Below are 21,776 nucleotides of genomic sequence, written 5' to 3'. Positions count from 1 at the left end.
TTCTTGAATCGGTAAGCACTATTTATTTATTTCTAATAATCCTAGCAACACCTTCATATCAGGGAATTCCAAGTTTTTGATATTATCATCACCTAGAACTTTCAAATTTCTATCTAAAATATTTAACCTATTTTCTAGTTTTTTTCACTTACCTCATTCACATAAATGCATTGTAATCTTTTAAATCAAAAAAGAGAATCACTTTGATTCTCTTCTTAAAAAATTCAGTAAAAGTATTATTTGTCTTTCAAAACAAGGAGTTCACCATTTTTGATTTCCCATACTTGGTCAAAGTCTTTTAGAGCTTCATGCTGTCGGTGTAAAGTCACAATAACTGCACACGGCAAGTCTAGGACTTTTTTTAATTCCAACTCAAATTGACTAGCATCTAAGGCAGAAAAGGGTTCATCCATAATCAGCAATGGGCTCTTACGATTTTTCTCACGATTTAGGTACATGAGTTGTTGCTGACCTCCTGAGAGAGACTGGGGAGCTATTTTTTCCAACTCCTCATCTTGAAACTCCGCCTCAAAAGTATTAAATAGGGTCACATTATTTTCATAGCTTGAAATAAAGGTATGCTCCTGCTGTAAAATCATACCAAATTTCCCCCAAAGCTGATTTAAGGAAAGAGAGTCAAGTAAAATTTCTCCCTGAAAATCTTCGTCTGTTCCATTTAAAATATTCAGAAGACTACTTTTCCCAGAACCATTATCACCAATAAGTGCAATCTTATCTCCCTTATGAATTGTGGCAGAGGAAACAGTCAAGTTTGATTCTCCCAGTTGCTTAGAGATCTGTTTCAAAGTAAGCGTACCAAAAGAATGCTGGGGATCCTGAAGAGAGGAGGGACGTTCAATCATCAATCGAAAACTTTTGACAACTGGTTTTACAGATTCTAGCATTTGCAAATCGTAAAGAATTTCTTGAATTGGTTCTGAAAAAGCGTTAATATAGCCAAAGCTTGCCACTACCTCAGGAATACCAATCTGCTGGTGATATAAAGAATAAGCTAGATAAGTAAAGAGAACAGCACTGATAAACTCAAAGGAAACTCCCGTCAGCAAGATACCCTTGATTTTAGTTAAACCATAGCTAAGATACTTGTCTTGTAAATTCTTAAGAGAACTTCTTTGTTGCTCAATAAAATGAGGAAGCGTCAGCTTGTTAACCAAATGGTGACCTCTAAACAAATCTTCCAATGTTCGATAGTAATCACCTTGCTTTTCTAAATAGACTGTCCGACGTCTTGCAGTCATCTGTCCAACTATTTTAGGAATTTGAATACTGATAACTGTAGAAATAAGTAAAATAAGCGCAACAACAAGATTGATAGTCTTACTAATAATAAAAGTGTAAATCAAAATTCGCAGAATTTGCTTAAAAAAACTCATCAATGGTGGGAGGTAATCCTTTTCTAGAGAATCTAAGTCATTGGACTGATAGGAAATATACTCCGCCACCGTTTTCTTTTTGAAATCATGATGCGCCAGCCCTAATAGCGACTGAAACCAGTCATTTTTCAGGTTTGTAGAAAAAAGGATTGCCTGTTTCCAGTCTAATTGCATCTGGATATAGTTACAAATAAGGTAACCCATAACCGATAAGCAGTAACCAGAGAGAGCCAATTGATAATTTCCTCTAATTAATTCCTGCGTAAAATATGGAAGTAAGGCGGTACAAACATTGGATATTCCAGCAAAAAGGAAATTAAAAAAAAGATACCAACGAAGCGGTTTAAGATATCGTATCATGAATAGACTCCTTACTAGTGTCACTTTTTCTAATAGAAAGTCGAAAGCAATCATCATAGAACATACAAATCCTTGTTACTATTTTAGTTTAGCATAAAACTTTTTTAAAATCTATTGATATAAGAAATATTAATTTGCTAAAACACAAGGTCATATTCAAGATCAAATCTTTCGAGAGGTAATCGTTGTTCTTTCCCCTTCAGACAAGCATTATCTGTTATTAGGATTTCTTTTTCATTGATAATTTGGTTGACTACTATCGGCTCCAAATCTTTACCTATTTTTTCATCATTACTTGAGAAAATTTTTGATTAAAAATATCTTTAAAATTATAATCAGTAGTAAATTTCTAATCAAAATACTTAAAATAGACACAATCCTTTAATTAAATAGAAACTCTTTCATCAATGTTTCCGGTACGAGTATAGTTCATAATTTCTTCTCGAGTCATTCCCACAAGTTCTAAAACCCACAAACCAATGATATCTGACAAAACTGAATCGCAACTATATTCCTCGTCTCCATGATAATAGGTGCAAGTAAATAAAGGAGTTCTGGTTGCTGTTTTGTAAAAATTCATTGCCAGTTCCTCTAGTTTATCAGGGTTAAAATAAATCCTCAACTTTTTAGCAATGCCCGCTCTTACTTTATCCCAGTCTTCTCCTTTTGACCGATAGTTATCACGAACTTTTTTGATAAAGCCTTGACAAAATTTTGCCAACAAATCCTTGTTTTGGTAGAGCAAACGACAGGAAAAATCAGAGATAGAACCAGCATGTAGTAAGAAGGTAAGCAGGTCATCAAGGCTTTCTGCCACTCTCCCAACTTGGCCTTCACTCCCTATAAAGCCGATACTATCATCTTCAAGAATTACATATTCTCCCCCGCTACCATCCTGGGCAAATGAATGACAAGCTAAAGAATATTCCTCATTGTTATAAGAAAATTGCACTTCTCTTATTTCATCATAAAAATAAATATCACACTCTGCCAATAGCAAGTTTCTTAAATGATTATTGTTTCTGATTGCTTCTAGTTTTTCCATTTTAATCTATCCTTAGACTAAAGTCCTACCAATTGATGATAACTTTAATATGATACTTTTTCGTCTCCTTTTTTAAACTCTTAACAAGTAAATCATTTTGTTTAGATTTGCCAAAGAAAAATGCTAGAGACTTTCCTCTCTTTTGTTCGATACACAAAAAATATCTAGCTCCATTCAATTTAACACTCGGAATAAATTTGACCTCAATCCTTTTAATATCATTGAGAGGTATAATACGCTTTCTAAAAACATAAGCATTATGGATATAGAATCTTCCCTTAGCAATATGAAACGGGGCAAAAAAGTTTCCACCACTTTGACTCACAATGACATAACGACGCCATAGAATCAGTAAAAGAAGGAAGGAAATAAAGTAAATAGCAAAAACCAAAACCGAGCTTTTCATCATCGATTTTATCCCAATCAAAAAATAATCTATCATAATTAAATAACCTTATAAAACCAGCTTCTTTAATTATTATACCACTATTATAAACGTATTTGTCAAGGCGGTTCATCATTTCAAAAATACAGAATTGATAAGCACCGTAGCTGATACATTCAAAAAAAATGAATATGCTAACTACCGTAAAAATTTGTTTTAATCATTAAACAATTCTCTTGCTTTACCTAAAAATTTACGATATAATATATTTCGTAAAATTTTGAAAGGAAAAGATTATGTTAAAGGATCTTAAAAATTTCTTACTCCGCGGTAACGTCGTAGACCTTGCTGTCGGTGTGATCATCGCCACTGCTTTTGGTGCTATCATTACTTCATTTGTTAATGATATCATCACTCCACTTTTATTGAACCCAGCCCTAGAAGCTGCTAAAGTTAAAAACATCGCTGAACTTGCATGGAATGGTGTTACATATGGTAAATTCTTGAGCGCTGTCATCAACTTTGTAGTTGTTGGTTCTGTTCTTTTCTTCATGCTTAAAGGTATTGAAAAAGCTCAAAACCTTCGTAAGAAAGAAGAAGCTGAAGAAGCTCCAGCTGGTCCAACTGAATTGGAAGTTCTTCAAGAAATCAAAGCACTTCTTGAAAAAAACTAAAAATGTAAAAGGATTTAGAAAATATCTAAATCCTTTTTTTACTTTTATTTAGTCCTATATTAGTCTTGAGCAAAACTCCTATTTTTGGTATAATGATGAGAGTTTCCACCCTTAGTGTAATGGATATCACGTAAGATTCCGGTTCTTGAGATGGGGGTTCGATTCCCTCAGGGTGGATAATTTTAAACAAAAAAACAGCGACTTCGCTGTTTTTTTCTGTATTAATCTTGTCTTTGAATATAGAACATGGATATCAATGAAAGTAGAACTACTCCAAGTCCGATAATTAAGAAGGAAGCTAATTGAACGCTTGGAAGAAAAGTCATTAATCCTTTTGCAACCGGCATAAATACAATAGCTAATGTATATATCGTACTGAGAACCCTACCTAGATATTCTCCGTCAACCTTAGTCTGTACTTGCGTGAAGAAGTGAATATTAAAAATCGTCATAAAGAGTTCACAGACTAGGTTTCCTGAAAAAGTTAGAAAATTAGGCAGTGGCAAGCCCATCACGAAAACTCCTACTCCTGTTAAAATCAGTAAGAATAAAAGTGTATTCATACTCGATTTAAATTTATTTGCTATGAGTGCTCCGATGATTGAGCCAATTGCACCCATGGTTAAGATAGTCGCATAGGCTCCGTCTACACCATAAAGTTTATTTGAAAAAGGGAGCAAAAATTCAAAAGCTGCAAAAAAGAAATTCACACTAGAAGCTACTAACAGGAGAAAGAAAATTTCTTTTTGATGCCAGATATAGTGTAGACCATCTTTGATATCCACAAAAATATCTTTCCCTGTAAAACTCTTCTGCTCTTGAACCTTTGATTCTTCTTTTGGAAGTAAAGCCACTAGAGCAAAAGCTATGAAAAAAGTCAAAGCGTCTAGCAAGAGAGTCACATGGAGACTGGCGAATTGTAAAACGATGAAAGAGAGCACAGGAGAACTCACACTGACAACCTGCAAGACCAACTCCAAACGAGAATTGTAGAGGACTAGTTCATCCTTTTCTACCACTTCTGTGATAATGGCCTTATTTGCAGGTCTAGAAAAGGCAAAAGCAATCGCTTGCACAATGTTAGCAAAAATTAAAGCTCCAATCATCCAGCTATCATTTCTGATAAAAGAAATTCCCATACAGAGAATCCCACAAACTAAATCAGTCGCCATTAAAATCTTACGACGAGAAAAACGGTCCGAAATTACCCCACCAAAGGGATTGACTAGAATGGATGTAACGAGTTCAGAAATCTGATAAATCCCTAGAACTGTCTGTCCTATAGTTCCCATTGAGGCCAACCAGACGCTATTCCCATAATCATAGAGCATATTTCCTATCTTGTTAATGGCTCCACGACTAATCAATTGTGTTGCATATCGATTCATACAAAAACTCCTCTCAAATTTTGAAACTATTGTATCAAAACTGAAAGGAGCTTCTTTATTTTTCCCTTATTTGGGAAATTAATCTTTTACAAACTTATCATAGTGTTCTTGATAGTAAGCTACTTGCTCCGGAAGACCTAGTAAGTCAAAAATATGCATGGCTTCCTGCATCTGGCTACAGCCTTCTTTACACTGTCCTTTTTGGTACAAATCAAAACCTTTGAGGTAATGTAAAATATTTCGCTCATACAGATTAATATTTTTACCAATAATTTTCTCTGTACAAGACTCAAAATAGCTAGCATTTTCAAAAGAACGATGTTCTAAACAATGCTGGTAACAATTCAGCGCCAGAATCAAGACCAGCTTTCGGTGGCGACCAATCTCCTTGTAGAAATCTTCACGCTCCATCACTTCTCTACCTAGCCGAGTGACATAATCGACATCATAAAAGCTATATAGATTTCCAAAGAGAATTAACTCATACATAGTCCACTCTTCTGTTTTAAAATGATAATCCGCTACCTTATTAAGATCGCTTTGTTTCATAGTGTAACTAGCATCTCTTTGACAAATCAGACCTTGTAACAAGATCCAGTTTAGCTCAAAATAGAGAGGATTGGTCGAACACTTAGCTTTTTCAAGCTGTTCTTCTTGAATCTTTTGAAAACCTGCAATATCGTTTGAGTAGTAAAGAGGAATAATCTTCCCCATCATAGCAATATGTTCATGATTGTGAAAATTTCTAGCCTTATCTATAAAATTCTCAACCGTCACGTGGATATTATCCAAAATTTCAAAGAAGCGTGACGCAGCTAGATCCGACTCCCCCAATTCAAAGCGAGACAATTGGGAAGTAGAGCAGGCCTCTCCTGCAGCTTCTTTTAGAGAGTAATTTTTACTGATTCGAAATTCACGAAAAACTTTTCCAAGATTTTCCATCTTACACCTGCTCCGATAATTCTTCCCACTCAAGCATAGCTTCTTCCTGACGGTGACTGATTTTGTCCAGTTCTACCTGTAATTCCATCAGTTTTTCGGCATCGTTTGTCTCCAACATTTGTTCAGAGATGGCTTGGCTTTGAGTTTCTAATTCTTCAATTTCGGTTTCCAAGTTTTCGATTTGACGCATCAATTTCCGAAGTTCTTTTTGACTTTCTTTTTGGGCTTGGTAATCATTAACTGGAGAAGTTTCCTTCTCTTGATTCGTAAGCAAAACTTCCTGCATCTGAGTCGCTTCTAGTTCCGTCTTCTTTTCAACATAATAGTCATAACCACCCAGATAAAGGGTTGAGCCATTTTCGGATAATTCTAATACCTGAGTTGCTACACGATTGATAAAATAACGGTCGTGGCTGACAAAGAGGAGAGTTCCGTCAAAGTCAATCAGAGCATTTTCCAAAACTTCCTTGCTATCAATATCCAAATGGTTTGTCGGCTCATCAAGAATCAGGAAGTTGTTGTTTTCCATAGACAATTTAGCCAAAAGCAGACGAGCTTTTTCGCCACCTGAAAGCATCCCAACTGATTTCTTAACATCATCGCCTGAGAAAAGAAATGCACCTAGGCGATTACGGATTTCTACTTCTGGAGTCAATCTAAAGTCATTCCAAAGTTCATCCAAAACAGTATTGCTTGGTGTTAACTTACTTTGAGTTTGATCATAGTAACCAACTTCAACATTGGCACCGAAACGCTTCTCACCCTTAATGAAGGGAATCTGGTCCACAATAGACTTGATAAAGGTAGTCTTACCAATACCATTAGGACCGACAATCGCTACTGCATTCATCTTACGAAGGTCAAGATTGATAGGCTCTGACAATATTTCTCCATCATAGCCAATCGCAGCATTTTCAACCGTTAGCACAATATTGCCAGATGTTTTATCAGAGTGAAAAGTCATATTGGCAGATTTAGTTCCAGCTTCAGGCTTGTCCAAACGTTCCATCTTTTCTAGTTGTTTGCGCCGTGATTGGGCCCGCTTTGTTGTCGAAGCTCGAACAAGATTGCGATTGACAAAATCTTCAAGAGCAGCTATTTCCTTCTGCTGCTTTTCATAGTTTTTGGCTTCAGTCACTAGCTTCTGCTCTTTTTGCTCAACAAAACTGGAGTAGTTCCCTACATATCTGTCCAAAGAGTGTTTGGTTAAGTCGAGCGTTATGGTTGCTACTTTATCGAGAAAATAACGGTCGTGACTGACGATAATGAGGGCACCGCTATAGTTCACAAGATAATTCTCAAGCCAGGCAATGGTTTCAATATCCAAGTGGTTGGTCGGTTCGTCTAAAATCAAGAGATTAGGCTTTTCAAGGAGCATTTTGGCCAGTGCCAAACGTGTATTTTGCCCACCAGAAAGTTCAGCGATTTTCATCTGCCACATAGATTCATCAAACTTAAATCCATTTAAAATGACACGAATATCCGCCTCAAAGGTAAAACCACCAGCCTGACGGAATTCTTCTGATAGACGATCGTAGTCTGACATGAGCTTATCGAGTTCTGCACCAGTTTTCTCACCCATCTCTAACTCCATCTTGCGAAGCTGTTTCTCTGTAGAACGTAAGTCGTCAAAAACATGCAACATCTCGTCATAAATAGTATTTTCTGACTCAAAGCGACTATCCTGTGCTAGATAAGATAGAGAAATATCTTTTTTCTTATTGATTTCACCAGAAGTTGGTTCTTCTTCTCCTACCAATATTTTCAATAAGGTTGACTTCCCAGCACCATTTCTACCAACGAGGGCGATTCGATCTCTCTCATCAACTTGTAGATTGATATTTTCGAATAGAACGTCTCCAGCAAAAGAGCGCTCAATTTTGTTAGCTTGTAAAATAATCATATTCCTATTTTACTATCTTTTTCTATTTTTAACAATTTTAATAAAAAAAGCTCGATATTTAAAACTCGAACTCTTTATTTAAGTTATCCAAATTAATTGTTTCGTGTCTAACTCATAAATTTGAATTAGTTCAACTTTTTCTTTATAAAGTGCAATACCTTGGCTAATAAAGCTAAACTGTGTATCACTTGCTTTTTTACTATTTCCACAAGCTACCAATACTAAAGCAGCAAAACTAAAATAAGGAAATCGTTTTGAATCTATCATCTATAACAGAAAACACAAAATAATTATAGCAATTCATATATTTTTAAAAGCTGATTTCACTTGTTAAATCCATGCTAACATTTTACTAAAATATTAAAAAATGCTATAATGAAAACGGTTAAAATTTATATTAAAAAAGGAGAATTCTTATGGCTTACCAAGAAAACTACCAAAAATGGTTGGATTTTGCTCAACTTCCAGATTACCTTCGTAAAGATTTGGAAAACATGGATGAAAAAACCAAAGAAGATGCTTTCTACACAAATCTTGAATTCGGTACAGCTGGTATGCGCGGATTGATTGGCGCAGGTACCAATCGTATTAACATCTATGTTGTTCGTCAAGCGACGGAAGGTTTGGCTCGTTTAATCGAGTCAAAAGGTGGAAATGAAAAAGAACGTGGTGTAGCCATTGCCTACGATAGCCGTCACTTCTCTCCTGAATTTGCCTTTGAATCAGCAGCTGTGCTTGCAAAACACGGTATTAAGTCTTACGTTTTTGAAAGTCTTCGTCCTACTCCAGAACTTTCATTCGCTGTTCGTCATCTCAACTGCTTCGCAGGTATCATGGTCACAGCCAGTCATAACCCTGCACCATTTAACGGCTATAAAGTTTATGGCGAAGATGGTGGACAAATGCCTCCACACGATGCAGATGCCTTGACTACTTATATTCGTGCAATTGAAAATCCTTTTGCGATTGAAATTGCAGATATTGAAACAGAAAAAGCATCTGGTCTCATCCAAGTGATTGGAGAAGAAGTTGATGTTGAATACCTCAGAGAAGTTAAAGACGTTAACATCAACCCTGCTCTCATTGAAGAATATGGTAAAGATATGAAAATCGTCTACACTCCTCTTCATGGTACTGGAGAAATGTTGGCACGCCGCGCTCTTGCTCAAGCTGGATTTGATTCTGTTCAAGTCGTAGAAGCTCAAGCTGTTCCTGATCCAGACTTCTCAACTGTAAAATCACCAAACCCTGAAAACCAATCAGCCTTTGCACTTGCTGAAGAACTTGGACGTAAAGTAGGTGCAGATGTTCTTGTCGCAACTGACCCTGACGCTGACCGTGTTGGTGTTGAAGTGCTTCAAAAGGATGGTAGCTACCTAAACCTTTCAGGAAACCAAATCGGTGCTATCATGGCTAAGTATATCTTAGAAGCTCACAAAAATGCAGGAACTCTTCCTGCAGATGCAGCAATCTGTAAGTCTATCGTATCTACAAACCTAGTTACAAAAATCGCTGAAAGCTATGGCGTAACGATGTTTAACGTCTTGACTGGATTCAAGTTTATCGCTGAAAAAATCCAAGAATTTGAAGAAAAACACAATCATACTTACATGATGGGATTTGAAGAAAGCTTTGGTTACTTGATTAAACCATTCGTACGTGATAAAGATGCAATCCAAGCAGTACTTGTCGTTGCTGAACTTGCCGCCTACTATCGCTCTCGTGGATTGACACTTGCTGATGGTATCGATGAAATTTACAAAGAATACGGCTACTTTGCAGAAAAGACAATCTCAGTGACTCTTTCAGGTGTTGACGGTGCTGAACAAATCAAAGCAATTATGTCTAAATTCCGTGATAATGGACCAAAAGAATTTAACGCTACTCCTATCTCTGTCTTAGAAGACTTCAAAGCACAAACTTCTACTGCTGCCGATGGTACTGTTACTAAATTGACAACACCTCCAAGCGATGTATTGAAATACACATTAACAGACGGTTCATGGATTGCTGTTCGTCCTTCTGGTACAGAACCAAAAATCAAATTCTACATCGCTGTAGTTGGAAATTCAAAAGAGGACTCACAAGCTAAAATTGCAAATATCGAAGCTGAAATCAATGCCTTCGTAAAATAAATAATTTAAAGATGAGATAAAATAATCTCATCTTTTTTTCGTATCAAATCCAAGCAATTTTAAGCACTTTATGGCATACTAGACTTATCAAAAAAAGCGAGGTAATCTCATGGAACAGTTTTTAGAAAATATTAAAGATCTTGAAGTGACTACAGTTGCGCGTGCTCAAGAAGCACTTGATAAAAAAGAAACAGCAACTTTCTTTATCGGACGCAAAACTTGCCCTTACTGCCGTAAATTCGCTGGTACATTGGCTGGTGTAGTGGCTGAAACGAAAGCACACGTTTACTTCATCAACAGCGAAGAACCAAGTCAACTTGACGCTTTGCAAGACTTCCGCTCACGCTATGGAATCCCTACTGTACCAGGATTCGTACATGTTGCTAATGGGGAAATCAAAGTCCGTTGTGACTCTTCTATGTCAGCTCAAGAAATCAAAGAATTCGCCGGATTGTAAAATAGTCTAAAAAAAGAAGGCATATGCCTTCTTTTTTATATTTCTGTTAATGGTGTTGCTGTGTCTGGTGAAGTATCATGAACTTGAAAATCAACTCCAACCCCCAAATCAGCTTGAGCTAGTTGATTAACCATAGTCATGTGAGCCAACTCCTTGATATTATTCTCCTTGGATAGATGACCTAGATAGATTTTTTTGGTTCGATTGCCAAGTGTTCGCACCATCGCTTCCGCACCGTCTTCATTGGATAGATGCCCTCGATCGGACAAAATTCTCTGTTTGAGTCGCCAAGCATACGATCCTGCTCGCAAAATTTCCACATCATGATTGGCCTCAATCAGATAACCGTCAGCATTCTCAACAATACCAGCCATACGATCACTAACATATCCCGTATCTGTCAATAATACAAAGCTCTTATCGTCCTTCATAAAGCGGTAAAATTGGGGAGCAACAGCGTCATGACTCACTCCAAAGCTTTCGATATCAATATCTCCAAAAGTCTTGGTCTTACCCATTTCAAAGATATGCTTTTGAGACGGGTCGACCTTACCAAGATACTTGCTATTTTCCATTGCCTGCCAAGTCTTCTCATTTGCATAGAGATCCATACCGTACTTGCGTGCTAAAACACCAACTCCGTGAATATGGTCCGTATGTTCATGTGTAATCAAAATGGCATCCAAATCTTCTGGCTTGCGGTTAATTTCACTTAGCAGACTAGTGATTTTCTTTCCAGATAAGCCAGCATCTACTAAAATCTTCTTTTTAGGAGTTTCCAAATAGAAGGAATTTCCACTAGAACCTGATGCTAAAATGCTGTATTTAAATCCATTATCACTCATTTTAGTCTTCTACGTCATCCTCCCATATTTCTTCTTTCACAGCTTCTTTATCATAAGGGAGCACAATAGTAAAGGTAGACCCCTTACCATATTCGCTCTTAGCCCAGATAAAGCCATTATGCTGTTTGACGATTTCTTTTGCAATAGCAAGTCCTAAACCGGTACCACCTTGAGCACGACTTCTAGCCTTATCAACACGATAGAAACGGTCAAAAATCTTAGGTAAATCTTCTTTAGGAATTCCAAGTCCTTGGTCTGAAATAGATAAAATCATCTGGTCATCAGTTGTTTTCATGCTGACAGTAATTTTACCACCATCAGGTGAATACTTGATTGCATTATTGAGAATGTTATCAATGACCTGAGTCATCTTATCCGTGTCTATTTCAACCCATACAGAATTTATCGGATAGTCCCTAACGATTTCGTATTTCTTCTCCTCATCTTGGGCTCGTATTTTATCAAAACGATTCAGGATAAAAGTAATGAAAGCTGTAAAGTTAATCAATTCAACATCTAAATGACTGGTTGCATTATCGATACGAGATAGATGCAGGAGATCCGTCACCATGCGCATCATACGATTGGTTTCATCGAGCGAAACCTTAATAAAGTCTGGTGCAACTGGTTCTGAAAGTGCACCTTCATCCAAAGCTTCCAGGTAAGATTTGACACTGGTCAAAGGAGTTCGCAATTCATGACTTACGTTTGAAACGAAGAGTCTTCTCTCACGTTCTTCTTTTTCTTGCTCAGTCGTATCATGAAGAACAGCTACAAGCCCTGAAATAAAGCCTGATTCCCTGCGTATGAGGGCGAAACGAACACGTAAACTGATATACTCGCCGTTGACATTTTGAGAATAAATCATCAATTCAGGACTTTGAGTAATCAAGTCCCTAAGCTCGTACTCATCCTCTATCTTGAGTAATTCAAGAATGTTTTGATTCAGCGCTTCGTCACTTTCAACGCCAAGTTGTCTTTTAGCCATGTCATTAATCATAGTGATTTGACCACGACGGTTGGTAGCTAGAACTCCATCTGTCATATAAGAAAGAATACTGTGAAGTCTTTTACTTTCTTGTTCTAGGTTTTCTTGTGTTAGGCGAATTACTTCAGAAAGATCATTTAAGTTATTCGTTATATTCGTGATTTCAGTATTCCCCTGCATATCCAATACCTGAGAATAATCACTAGCAATTAAATCTTTTATCTTTTGATTTAACTGTTTTAGTCGGATGTTATCTCTACGACCTTCAAGTAAAAGAAAGGTCACCAGCATGATAAAACCGATTAAGATTAGAACAAAGATAAAATCTCTTGTCAGAATCGTTTGTTTAATTATTTCAATCATTATTTCTCATGTAATAACCCACACCACGACGAGTCAAGATATATTCAGGTCTACTTGGTGTGTCTTCAATTTTCTCACGTAGACGTCTAATGGTAACATCGACTGTTCGAACATCACCAAAATAATCATAACCCCAAACAGTTTCAAGGAGATGTTCACGGGTAATAACTTGACCAATATGAGAAGCTAGGTGATGCAATAACTCAAATTCTCTGTGAGTTAAGTCCAATTCTTCGCCATATTTTTTTGCTACATAAGCATCAGGAAGAATTTCCAAATCCCCAATTTGAAGACTTTGTAATTTTGAATCTTCTTCTTGGTTGTCCACTGCGATTAACTCCGTACGACGAAGAAGCGCCTTAACACGCGCTTGAAGTTCACGGTTTGAAAATGGTTTTGTCACATAATCATCCGCTCCAAGTTCAAGACCAATAACCTTATCAAACTCGCTATCTTTGGCTGAAAGCATGATAATTGGTACACTACTTGTCTTACGAATCGTTTTAGCAACTTCAAGACCATCAATCTCTGGAAGCATCAAGTCCAAAATTATAATATCTGGTTTTTCAGCTTCAAACAGTTCAATAGCTTCACGTCCATTAAATGCTGTGACAACCTCATAACCTTCTTTGGTCATGTTAAACTTTATAATATCTGAGATTGGTTTTTCATCGTCAACAATCAATATTTTTTTCATTTAGTCACCTTTTTCCTTATATCAATTATACCAAAAAAATGGAGAGAAGACACGAAAGACTGTACTATCAGTATCTTTTTGAATACTCTTGCCAAATTTTCTGTTGAGGTTTTGCTAGTGGGTAGAGGTCAAACTCTTCTGGAGTTAACCAAACGACTTCTTTATCACTATATTCTTTGGCATCAACTACCTGCCCGGCTAAAATTCGGACATGCCACTTTCGATGGCTAAAGACATGTTTCACTTCTTCGAAATGGCTATCCTGCCAGTCAACCTCTAAATCATAATCTTGCTCAAAACTTTCTTGAGGTGAGGGTCCAAGTTGTAGGGATGTTTCAGCAACCTGATTAAAAAGATTTAGTTCTTCTTCATCTTTTGAAAATTCATCAACCTCAATCAAGGGGAAATGCCAAAATCCAGCAAGTAACTTTTCACTTTCATTCTTTTCTAGTAAAAACTGTCCTTGGTCGTTTTGCACAACTAAAGCATTTAGATAAATGGGAACTGGCTTTTTCTTTGGTGCTTTAATGGGATAAATATCCATAGTTCCATGTTGATAGGCAGCACTAAATTCCTTAACTGGACTATCTTCCGGCCTTGGATTGACAGGTGCTTCAATATCTGATCCTAAATCCATGAGAGCCTGGTTAAAATCTCCTGGTCTTTCTGGATCTATCAAGATTTCCATCATAGCTTGAAATATTTTACGATTGCTAGGATTTCCAATATCATGATTGACTTCGAATAGACGAGCCAAAACACGCATGACATTCCCATCAACTGCTGGTTGTGGTAGATTAAAGGCAATACTTGAAATAGCTCCGGCTGTATAGGGACCTATCCCTTTCAAGCTTGAAATACCTTCGTAAGTTGAAGGAAACTCTCCATCAAATTCATTCATAATCTGCTGAGCCGCTGTTTGCATATTGCGAACACGAGAATAATAACCAAGACCTTCCCAAGCTTTTAATAGACGTTCTTCAGGTGCAATTGCTAAACTCTCTACAGTTGGAAACCATTCTAAAAAACGTTCATAATAAGGAATGACGGTATCGACTCTAGTCTGTTGCAACATGATTTCTGAAACCCAGATGTGATAAGGATTCTTACTTCGTCTCCATGGTAAATCCCGCTTGTTTGCATCGTACCAGGCTAATAATTTTTGGCGGAAAGAGCAAACTTTATCTTCTTCCCACATGGTCACACCATATTTCTCCAAATCTAACATATAACTAGTATAGCATATCCTTTTAAGATACTCAAAAAATCAAAATAGTAAGGAAAATAGAGCATTTAAAGCACACTCTCTAATGTCTTGTTCTAGAATAGAGATTCTGTTAATTTGATGTTTTTTTTGATATAATAACCTCAGTGATATTTTATAAAGGAGAATATTATGCGTTTCAATCAATTTAGTTATTACCCTGTATCAACTCAAGAATCATTAGATGAACTCGCACAACTAGGATTTAAGCTTAATCCAGCAGATTCACCCAAACAACAGTTTGAGTCCTTCATTAGAACTTGCTTTTTTAATTATCAAAACACTGACTATCCACTCTCTACATTAGCTGTGGACGAAAAGACTGATCTTCTCAACTTCTTTAATTCTGATCAAGAATTGACTGCGGATATTTTTTATACCGTTGCCTTCCAACTCTTAGGATTTAGCTACCTTGTAGATTTTGACGATGTTCAAACCTTTCGCGAAGAAACGGGATTTCCAATTGAATTTGGAGAATTTGTAACCAATCTTTACCAACTTCTCAATACTCGCACCAAAAAAGGAAATACCCTTATCGATCAGTTGGTCAGTGATGGTTTAATCCCTGAAGATAATCACTATCACTATTTTAACGGAAAAAGTCTTGCAACCTTCTCTAGTAACGATGTTATTCGGGAAGTGGTCTACGTAGAAAGCCGTGTAGATACAGATAAAGACGGACTTCCTGACCTTGTGAAGGTAAGCATCATTCGTCCAAAATATCAAGGAAAAATTCCATCAGTAATGACTGCTAGTCCCTATCATCAAGGAACCAACGTTAAAGCTAGCGATGCCTCTCTCTACAAAATGGAAGCTGAGCTTGAGGTGAAACCTCCTCACAAGATTCAATTAAATCAACCAACGCTGGATTTAGTTGAATCTGTAGGAGATGCTAAAATAGTCTCTGAAGCTGAAGAGAAACTGACTCATATCAATAGCAGCTATACACTAAACGATTATTTCCTTCCAAGAGGATTTGCTAATCTCTATGTGTCCGGTCTTGGTACCAAGGATTCTCAGGGACTTATGCCGAACGGTAGCTACCAACAAATCGAAGGTTATAAGAATGTCATTGATTGGCTCAATGGACGCTGCCGTGCTTTTACAGACCATACCCGAGCTCATCAAGTCAAGGCTGACTGGTCAAATGGAAAAGTTGCAACAACAGGTATCTCATACCTAGGAACTATGTCAAATGGCCTTGCTACAACAGGTGTCGATGGCTTAGAAGTCATCATCGCCGAGGCCGGTATTTCTTCATGGTACAACTACTATCGTGAAAATGGTCTTGTAACTAGCCCTGGAGGATATCCAGGTGAAGATTTTGACTCTCTTGCTGAATTGACTTATTCTCGTAATCTCTTGGCTGGTGATTACATTCGTGGAAATGCAGCTCACAAAGCTGACTTAGAGAAAGTTAAGAAAAATCTAGACCGTAAAACTGGGGATTATAACCAATTTTGGCATGACAGAAACTACCTTCTTAATGCTGAAAAAGTCAAGGCTGAAGTCGTCTTTACACACGGTTCGCAAGACTGGAATGTAAAACCACTTCATGTCTATCAAATGTTCAATGCTCTTCCAAGTCATATTAAAAAACATCTCTTTTACCATAACGGCGCCCATGTTTATATGAATAACTGGCAGTCTATTGATTTCCGTGAATCCATGAATGCTCTTTTGACGCAGAAATTATTGGGGCAAGAAACAGCCTACCAACTTCCAAGAGTCGTTTGGCAAGACAATACTACTCCACAAACCTGGCTGTCACTTGAAGATTTTGGAAATCAAGAGGAACACAAAACCTTCTCTCTTGGATCTGAAGAAAAAGTGATTGAGAATCACTATGAAGACTCAGACTTTGAACGCTATGGTAAAACCTACCAAACCTTTAATAATGAACTATATCAAGACAAAGTCAATCAGATTACTATTGATCTTCCTATTTCAGAAGAAATACAACTTAACGGACGCGTCAAACTCAACTTACGTGTCAAATCAAGTACAAATAAAGGCTTACTTTCTGCCCAACTTTTGGAATTAGGACAAAAGAAATACTTGCAACCTTATCCTGGAGTCATATCTGCTCGTACCTTAGATAACGGTCGCTACCATATGCTTGACCATCTCTGTGAACTTCCTTTCCGGGAAAATGCACAAAGAGTTATCACTAAAGGTTATATGAATCTACAAAACTGTCATGACTTACTTACAGTCGAAGAAATTAAACCTGAAGAATGGATTGAATTCCAATTTGAACTTCAACCAACTATTTATAAATTAAAAGAAGGCGACACTGTCCGTCTCGTTCTTTATACTACTGACTTTGAAATTACTGTACGCGACAATACAGACTATCACTTGACTATAGACCTTGCACAATCTAGTCTTGAAATTCCATTCCAAAAATAGTCAGTAAACCAGAAAACCCGTGATGAATACATCACGGGTTCTTTTATTCTGATTTTTTTCCTTCTGCTTGTTTCTTTGCTTTAGCTAGTCTCAAAGCTCTATTTGGATTGAGGCGGTTAAAGAGTTCTTCTAACTTCTTTTCATTCCACACATCAGCTGCTGAAACAAAATTTCCATTCGCATCTCGGAAAGATATTGGTTTATCACCCATAGCTGTCTCCTAGTCTACAAATTCAAACTCAAATTTACCAATACGGACAAGATCACCGTCTTTAGCACCACGAGCACGAAGAGCTTCATCAACTCCCATACCACGCAACTGACGAGCAAACTTCATAACAGACTCATCACGGTCAAAGTTGGTCATGTTAAAGAGTTTCATGAGTTTTTCACCTGAAAGGACCCAAGTAGCATCATCATCACGACTGATTTCAAATGGTTTTTCTTCTTCATCAAAGCCATAGTAAGCTTCTTCTTCCATTTCTGACTCATCATAGAGAAGAAATTCTGGTGTCTTATCTAGAAGTTCAGCCGTAGCATCTAATAAAGGTGCAAGACCTTGCTTAGTCAAACCTGAAATTGGGAAAATTGTTGGTAATTCTTCAAACTCATCATAATTTGCAGCCAATTTTTTCTTGAAATCTTCAAGGTTTTCTTGACTGTCTGGAATATCCATCTTGTTGGCAACAATGATTTGTGGACGCTCCATTAGACGAAGATTGTAGGATTCAAGTTCCTTATTGATAGCTAGGTAATCCTCATAAGGATCACGTCCTTCACTTGCTGACATGTCAATAACGTGTAGGATTACTCTAGTTCTCTCAATATGACGGAGGAACTGGGTCCCCAGGCCAACACCTTGGCTAGCACCTTCAATCAATCCAGGAAGGTCTGCCACTGCAAATGAATCGCCCGACTGAGTACGCACCACCCCAAGATTTGGTACAATTGTCGTAAAGTGATAAGCACCAATTTTTGGTTTTGCAGATGTGATGACACTTAGTAAGGTTGATTTCCCAACAGAAGGGAAGCCAACTAATCCAACATCCGCAAGAATTTTAAGTTCAAGCTGTAATTCACGTTCCTGACCAGGTTCTCCATTTTCAGAGATTTCTGGTGCAGGATTTTTAGGTGTCGCAAAGCGAATATTCCCACGACCGCCACGACCACCGTGAGCTACGATAAATTCCTGACCATGATGTACCAAGTCAGTCAAAATTTTTCCCGTTTCAGCATCACGAACAGTAGTTCCCTGAGGTACATGAACAACCAAGTCTTCTGCACCACGGCCGTGCATTCCTTTTGTCATTCCTTTTTCACCAGACTGGGCTTTAAAATGACGATTATAACGGAAATCCATCAGGGTACGCAATCCTTCGTCTACTACGAAAACAACGTTCCCTCCACGACCTCCATCACCTCCCCATGGTCCACCATTAGGGACGTATTTTTCACGACGAAAGGCTACCATCCCATCGCCACCATTACCAGCCTTTACTTTGATCTTGGCTGTATCTAAAAACATACTCATAATCTCTTCTCACTTAAAAAAGGGCTGGGAAAACCCAGTCACCAACTAATATAAATTGAATATACAACTAGCATTTAAAATCTGCTCAATACACCAATTGCAGTCGCAAAAATACCTGCTAGAGTAACAAACAACATGACTAGTACGACAAACATTGTTAGTTTTTCAAAGAAAGTTTTTTTGCGTTTACCATTATCACCGAATGCCATATTTTCTCCTTTACTATTAATACTCACATTTTAAAATTCATTTGATACAGATGTATCACCAACAAAAACACATCAGATTTCCCATTTTAAATCTGTCACATTCGCATTTCCTCTCTATTTGTAATTTCCGAATCCCTTATCAATAAGAGCCTCGAAAAAATCCGCTTTACATTATTTTCTGAAGTTTTTCAAGCAGACCGCATATCCAATGCCACTGACAATCGATAGGATGTCGACGAACACTACCACTATAAAAAATAGAGAGAAGTCATCCTGTCCAGAAAAAACCGCACTAAACAACCAATTTAACAAGTCATTTAAGAAGGGAATATGGCGTAGAATCCAAAAAAAGATTGAGAAAAAGATTGGGGCACATCCAATCGTCCCTGCTATTAAAAACGTATTGGTCACTAACTTAGAGACTCTGTCATCGCCTTTATAGTAAAGCTTACTCTTCAAAGCTACACAGAAAATCGCCACATACGTACACAGCATTAGAATAAATATAGAACCAAACATCTGGGCATTTGCTCCGATTCCTGCTGCGATTAATCCCAAGGGAGATACCATTAAAAATGCTCCTCCGGCAATGCCCACAAATGCACTACAGATTGCCCATTTTTTACTTTGCATGTTCTCGTCTCCTTATGTGTTAGTTCTCAAATTTCCTTAGACAAATCGCATAATAAATGCCCCAGGCAACGGATAAAATAGCGGATAGAAACATGAAACCGAGCGCACGTTCAAAGCCATCACTTCCGTCGAATAGCACGAGCATAATCCAATCACCGAATCCACTGGTCGTCGGAATATTTGCTAAAGCTATCAGCAAAGCGACAACGAACCCTACTGCGCTTGAGGCTGCAAACAACTTGGCCATCACTGAATTCACACGTTCATCCTTTTTATAATAGCACGCGCTTTTCAACGCTACCAAAAAAATAATTCCAAATGTCGGCACTAATAAACTGAGAGATTCCTCTACCCCCGAACGACTGGCGCCAATCCCAGCTGCCAAAAACGCACATATGAAAAAGAGCGCTAAAGGCCCACCTAGAATCCCTACAAACGCACTGATTTTGGCCCATCTTTTCTTTTTCATTATCTCAACTCCTTTAACGGTCAAATCTATTTAATGGAATTTAATATTCCGCACCAGAAATCAACCCCAAAGAATCCCATTTCACCGATTTGAGGTTTCAAATCATTGAATATTATTAGTCTCGCTTTTACTCTAATCTTTTTCTTAAAATTCATTTGATACAGGAGCGATTGCCCACAAAATTAAGTAAGCAACAATGCCTGCTCCATAACAGAAGGCTAAAACGCCCCAAATAACTCGAACAATTGTAGGATCAATGTTAAAATAATTTGCTACTCCAGCACAGACTCCACCAATCTTTTGATCTCGACCACTTCTCATCAATCTCTTATTCATATTTTATTTCCTCTCTTCGGAATCACTTAATCATTCAAGTATTTTCTCAAGTTTCTCAATTGTTTTCTAGATGCCTTTAGCATACGTTTCGAACCCTTAACTGGCATTGTAACCGCCTGTTGCGGAATATAGAAGACTGTTTTTAAAATACGTTTTGTAACAGGCTCTTCAGACGTCATTTCTTTTACAAAATTATTGGAAATAATGACATCCAGGTAGAATTCATGAACTCTTTTACCAAAATTCTCAGCAGAAATTTCATATAATTTTTCAGCCAAGTGTTTTTCATCCATCGGTGGAGTTGCAAGCAATGCCTCCAGTATTGCTCCAGCCAAGTCATTTTCCTCGTAATAAAGAGTTCCAAACATTTTATCGTTGATAAGATTATCCAGATAAGGATTGCCGTGGGCAATGACAGGTGTCTTACTAGCTAAACTTTCTAAATAGGTCAAGCCCTGAGTCTCACTTGTAGAAGCAGAGATAAAGAAATTAGCCGCCTTATAATAAAGTGCTGTTTCGCTCGGAGGTATCATACCTGTAAAGATAACAGAATCTTGAATTCGCAAATCCTCTGCTTGCTCCTTAAGATTGTCTAAATAAGGTCCATCTCCAGCTACAACCAGTTTAACATTTGGTTCTTCTTTTAGGACATCTGGTAAAGCTTTAAGAACTGCTTGAATATTCTTCTCGTAAGAAACACGCGAAAGGCTAAGAAGCATCTTTTCGTCTTTCTTAATACCTAATTTATCTCGTAAGTCACTGATATTTTCTGGACCGATTTCAGGTCGTTCAAACTTAGCTAGTTCTATACCTGTAGGAATGACACGCTTTTCAACTTTTACCTTATAATCAGATAAGAGATCACGTACTATCTCGCTCGGACAAATAACTCCATCGACATCATGGAGAAAACCTCGGACAAGGTATTTAACCATACTTGGACGAATCAACATCCCTTTAGCAATATAGTGAACATAATCTTCATACTGAGTATGGTAGGTATGAATCACTGGAATTTTCAACTCACGTGCAATCCAAATACCCAATAAACCAAGAGAAAATTCTGTCTGGGTATGAATAATGTCGAGTTGATATTGCTTTGCAATCTCAAGAGCTTTCGTAAATCCACGATAGGCAAAACGACGATCTTTAAAGGCAAAGAAAGGAACGCTCGGAATACGGATAATCTGCCAGTCTTCATAGCGGTTTACGTCCTTATCAGTTGTCGTAAAGATAAAGACTGCATGCCCCTGCTTTTCAAGCTCTGTTTTTAAGGTGCGAATACTGGTTGCAACACCCGACACCTGTGGAAAATAAGTATCTGTAAATAATCCAATCCGCATATA

Annotated in this window: 22 protein-coding genes and 1 tRNA gene; 5 read left to right on the top strand and 18 right to left on the bottom strand. The window is 37.5% G+C overall.

Annotated features, from left to right (window positions below; translation table 11 throughout):
* Nucleotides 1-236: 236 nt before the first annotated feature.
* From HMPREF3237_RS08515 to HMPREF3237_RS08505, 3 genes are all read right to left on the bottom strand, one after another.
* A complete protein-coding gene (locus HMPREF3237_RS08515; RefSeq protein ID WP_070889513.1) occupies nucleotides 237-1,754 on the bottom strand; it encodes an ATP-binding cassette domain-containing protein in 1,518 nt (505 codons plus the stop codon).
* Between the two features lie 385 nt (nucleotides 1,755-2,139).
* Nucleotides 2,140-2,799 (bottom strand): hypothetical protein, encoded by a 660-nt coding sequence (locus HMPREF3237_RS08510; RefSeq protein ID WP_070889512.1) that lies wholly within the window; start codon nucleotides 2,797-2,799, stop codon nucleotides 2,140-2,142.
* Nucleotides 2,800-2,824: 25 nt separating this feature from the next.
* The gene (locus HMPREF3237_RS08505) at nucleotides 2,825-3,241 is read right to left on the bottom strand and encodes a hypothetical protein (protein ID WP_070889511.1); all 417 of its coding nucleotides are present in this window, start codon (nucleotides 3,239-3,241) and stop codon (nucleotides 2,825-2,827) included.
* Between the two features lie 239 nt (nucleotides 3,242-3,480).
* Here HMPREF3237_RS08505 and mscL point away from each other — a divergent pair, with 239 nt between their 5' ends.
* Together mscL and HMPREF3237_RS08495 are read left to right on the top strand one after the other, a co-directional pair.
* On the top strand, nucleotides 3,481-3,858 hold the full coding sequence (mscL, locus tag HMPREF3237_RS08500; protein ID WP_070889510.1) for a large conductance mechanosensitive channel protein MscL: 378 nt from the start codon (nucleotides 3,481-3,483) through the stop codon (nucleotides 3,856-3,858).
* A 105-nt stretch (nucleotides 3,859-3,963) separates the two neighbouring features.
* Nucleotides 3,964-4,035: transfer RNA gene (locus HMPREF3237_RS08495), tRNA-Arg, on the top strand.
* A 44-nt stretch (nucleotides 4,036-4,079) separates the two neighbouring features.
* On the opposite strand, the gene HMPREF3237_RS08490 is transcribed toward HMPREF3237_RS08495, so the two are convergent.
* The 4 genes from HMPREF3237_RS08490 to HMPREF3237_RS08475 all read right to left on the bottom strand — a co-directional run bounded on the left by HMPREF3237_RS08490 (nucleotide 4,080) and on the right by HMPREF3237_RS08475 (nucleotide 8,358).
* On the bottom strand, nucleotides 4,080-5,246 hold the full coding sequence (locus tag HMPREF3237_RS08490; RefSeq protein ID WP_070889509.1) for an MFS transporter: 1,167 nt from the start codon (nucleotides 5,244-5,246) through the stop codon (nucleotides 4,080-4,082).
* 78 nt (nucleotides 5,247-5,324) lie between these two features.
* A complete protein-coding gene (locus HMPREF3237_RS08485) occupies nucleotides 5,325-6,188 on the bottom strand; it encodes an XRE/MutR family transcriptional regulator (protein ID WP_070889508.1) in 864 nt (287 codons plus the stop codon).
* 1 nt (nucleotide 6,189) lies between these two features.
* Nucleotides 6,190-8,091 (bottom strand): ABC transporter ATP-binding protein, encoded by a 1,902-nt coding sequence (locus tag HMPREF3237_RS08480; RefSeq protein WP_070889507.1) that lies wholly within the window; start codon nucleotides 8,089-8,091, stop codon nucleotides 6,190-6,192.
* Nucleotides 8,092-8,169: 78 nt separating this feature from the next.
* Nucleotides 8,170-8,358 (bottom strand): hypothetical protein, encoded by a 189-nt coding sequence (locus HMPREF3237_RS08475; RefSeq protein WP_006145463.1) that lies wholly within the window; start codon nucleotides 8,356-8,358, stop codon nucleotides 8,170-8,172.
* Nucleotides 8,359-8,507: 149 nt separating this feature from the next.
* Here HMPREF3237_RS08475 and HMPREF3237_RS08470 point away from each other — a divergent pair, with 149 nt between their 5' ends.
* Both HMPREF3237_RS08470 and HMPREF3237_RS08465 read left to right on the top strand, forming a co-directional pair.
* On the top strand, nucleotides 8,508-10,226 hold the full coding sequence (locus HMPREF3237_RS08470) for a phospho-sugar mutase (protein ID WP_006145462.1): 1,719 nt from the start codon (nucleotides 8,508-8,510) through the stop codon (nucleotides 10,224-10,226).
* Nucleotides 10,227-10,335: 109 nt separating this feature from the next.
* Complete coding sequence (locus HMPREF3237_RS08465) at nucleotides 10,336-10,683, top strand: DUF6568 family protein (protein WP_006145461.1); 348 nt, start codon at nucleotides 10,336-10,338, stop codon at nucleotides 10,681-10,683.
* 35 nt (nucleotides 10,684-10,718) lie between these two features.
* Here HMPREF3237_RS08465 and HMPREF3237_RS08460 read toward each other — a convergent pair whose 3' ends face one another.
* The 4 genes from HMPREF3237_RS08460 to mutY form a co-directional block, all read right to left on the bottom strand.
* Complete coding sequence (locus tag HMPREF3237_RS08460; RefSeq protein ID WP_006145460.1) at nucleotides 10,719-11,528, bottom strand: MBL fold metallo-hydrolase; 810 nt, start codon at nucleotides 11,526-11,528, stop codon at nucleotides 10,719-10,721.
* Between the two features lies 1 nt (nucleotide 11,529).
* Nucleotides 11,530-12,879, bottom strand: coding sequence for a cell wall metabolism sensor histidine kinase VicK (vicK, locus tag HMPREF3237_RS08455; protein ID WP_070889506.1), 1,350 nt, complete (start codon nucleotides 12,877-12,879; stop codon nucleotides 11,530-11,532).
* Nucleotides 12,872-13,576, bottom strand: a complete 705-nt coding sequence (gene yycF, locus HMPREF3237_RS08450) for a response regulator YycF (protein ID WP_006145458.1) — start codon at nucleotides 13,574-13,576, stop codon at nucleotides 12,872-12,874. Before yycF ends, vicK begins: the two co-directional genes overlap by 8 nt.
* 67 nt (nucleotides 13,577-13,643) lie before the next feature.
* On the bottom strand, nucleotides 13,644-14,804 hold the full coding sequence (gene mutY / locus HMPREF3237_RS08445) for an A/G-specific adenine glycosylase (protein ID WP_070889505.1): 1,161 nt from the start codon (nucleotides 14,802-14,804) through the stop codon (nucleotides 13,644-13,646).
* Between the two features lie 168 nt (nucleotides 14,805-14,972).
* On the opposite strand from mutY, the gene HMPREF3237_RS08440 reads away from it, so the two are divergent.
* The gene (locus tag HMPREF3237_RS08440) at nucleotides 14,973-17,252 is read left to right on the top strand and encodes a Xaa-Pro dipeptidyl-peptidase (protein WP_070889504.1); all 2,280 of its coding nucleotides are present in this window, start codon (nucleotides 14,973-14,975) and stop codon (nucleotides 17,250-17,252) included.
* A 43-nt stretch (nucleotides 17,253-17,295) separates the two neighbouring features.
* On the opposite strand, the gene HMPREF3237_RS08435 is transcribed toward HMPREF3237_RS08440, so the two are convergent.
* The 7 genes from HMPREF3237_RS08435 to HMPREF3237_RS08405 form a co-directional block, all read right to left on the bottom strand.
* Nucleotides 17,296-17,463, bottom strand: coding sequence for a hypothetical protein (locus tag HMPREF3237_RS08435; protein WP_006145455.1), 168 nt, complete (start codon nucleotides 17,461-17,463; stop codon nucleotides 17,296-17,298).
* A 9-nt stretch (nucleotides 17,464-17,472) separates the two neighbouring features.
* On the bottom strand, nucleotides 17,473-18,783 hold the full coding sequence (gene obgE, locus HMPREF3237_RS08430) for a GTPase ObgE (protein ID WP_070889503.1): 1,311 nt from the start codon (nucleotides 18,781-18,783) through the stop codon (nucleotides 17,473-17,475).
* Between the two features lie 74 nt (nucleotides 18,784-18,857).
* A complete protein-coding gene (locus HMPREF3237_RS08425) occupies nucleotides 18,858-18,992 on the bottom strand; it encodes a DUF4044 domain-containing protein (RefSeq protein ID WP_025168662.1) in 135 nt (44 codons plus the stop codon).
* A 171-nt stretch (nucleotides 18,993-19,163) separates the two neighbouring features.
* Nucleotides 19,164-19,625 carry a hypothetical protein gene (locus tag HMPREF3237_RS08420; protein ID WP_006145452.1) on the bottom strand — a complete coding sequence of 154 codons (462 nt, stop codon included), beginning with the start codon at nucleotides 19,623-19,625 and terminating at the stop codon, nucleotides 19,164-19,166.
* Nucleotides 19,626-19,644: 19 nt separating this feature from the next.
* On the bottom strand, nucleotides 19,645-20,094 hold the full coding sequence (locus HMPREF3237_RS08415) for a hypothetical protein (protein WP_070889502.1): 450 nt from the start codon (nucleotides 20,092-20,094) through the stop codon (nucleotides 19,645-19,647).
* A gap of 144 nt (nucleotides 20,095-20,238) precedes the next feature.
* On the bottom strand, nucleotides 20,239-20,430 hold the full coding sequence (locus HMPREF3237_RS08410; RefSeq protein WP_006145450.1) for a PspC domain-containing protein: 192 nt from the start codon (nucleotides 20,428-20,430) through the stop codon (nucleotides 20,239-20,241).
* A 26-nt stretch (nucleotides 20,431-20,456) separates the two neighbouring features.
* Nucleotides 20,457-21,773 carry a glycosyltransferase family 4 protein gene (locus HMPREF3237_RS08405; RefSeq protein WP_070889501.1) on the bottom strand — a complete coding sequence of 439 codons (1,317 nt, stop codon included), beginning with the start codon at nucleotides 21,771-21,773 and terminating at the stop codon, nucleotides 20,457-20,459.
* Nucleotides 21,774-21,776: the final 3 nt, after the last annotated feature.

It is taken from the genome of Streptococcus sp. HMSC34B10 (genome assembly GCF_001839505.1).
GTDB lineage: Bacteria > Bacillota > Bacilli > Lactobacillales > Streptococcaceae > Streptococcus > Streptococcus peroris.
The sequence above is the reverse complement of the archived record's forward strand: the minus strand, read 5'-3'. Positions and strand labels throughout refer to the sequence as shown.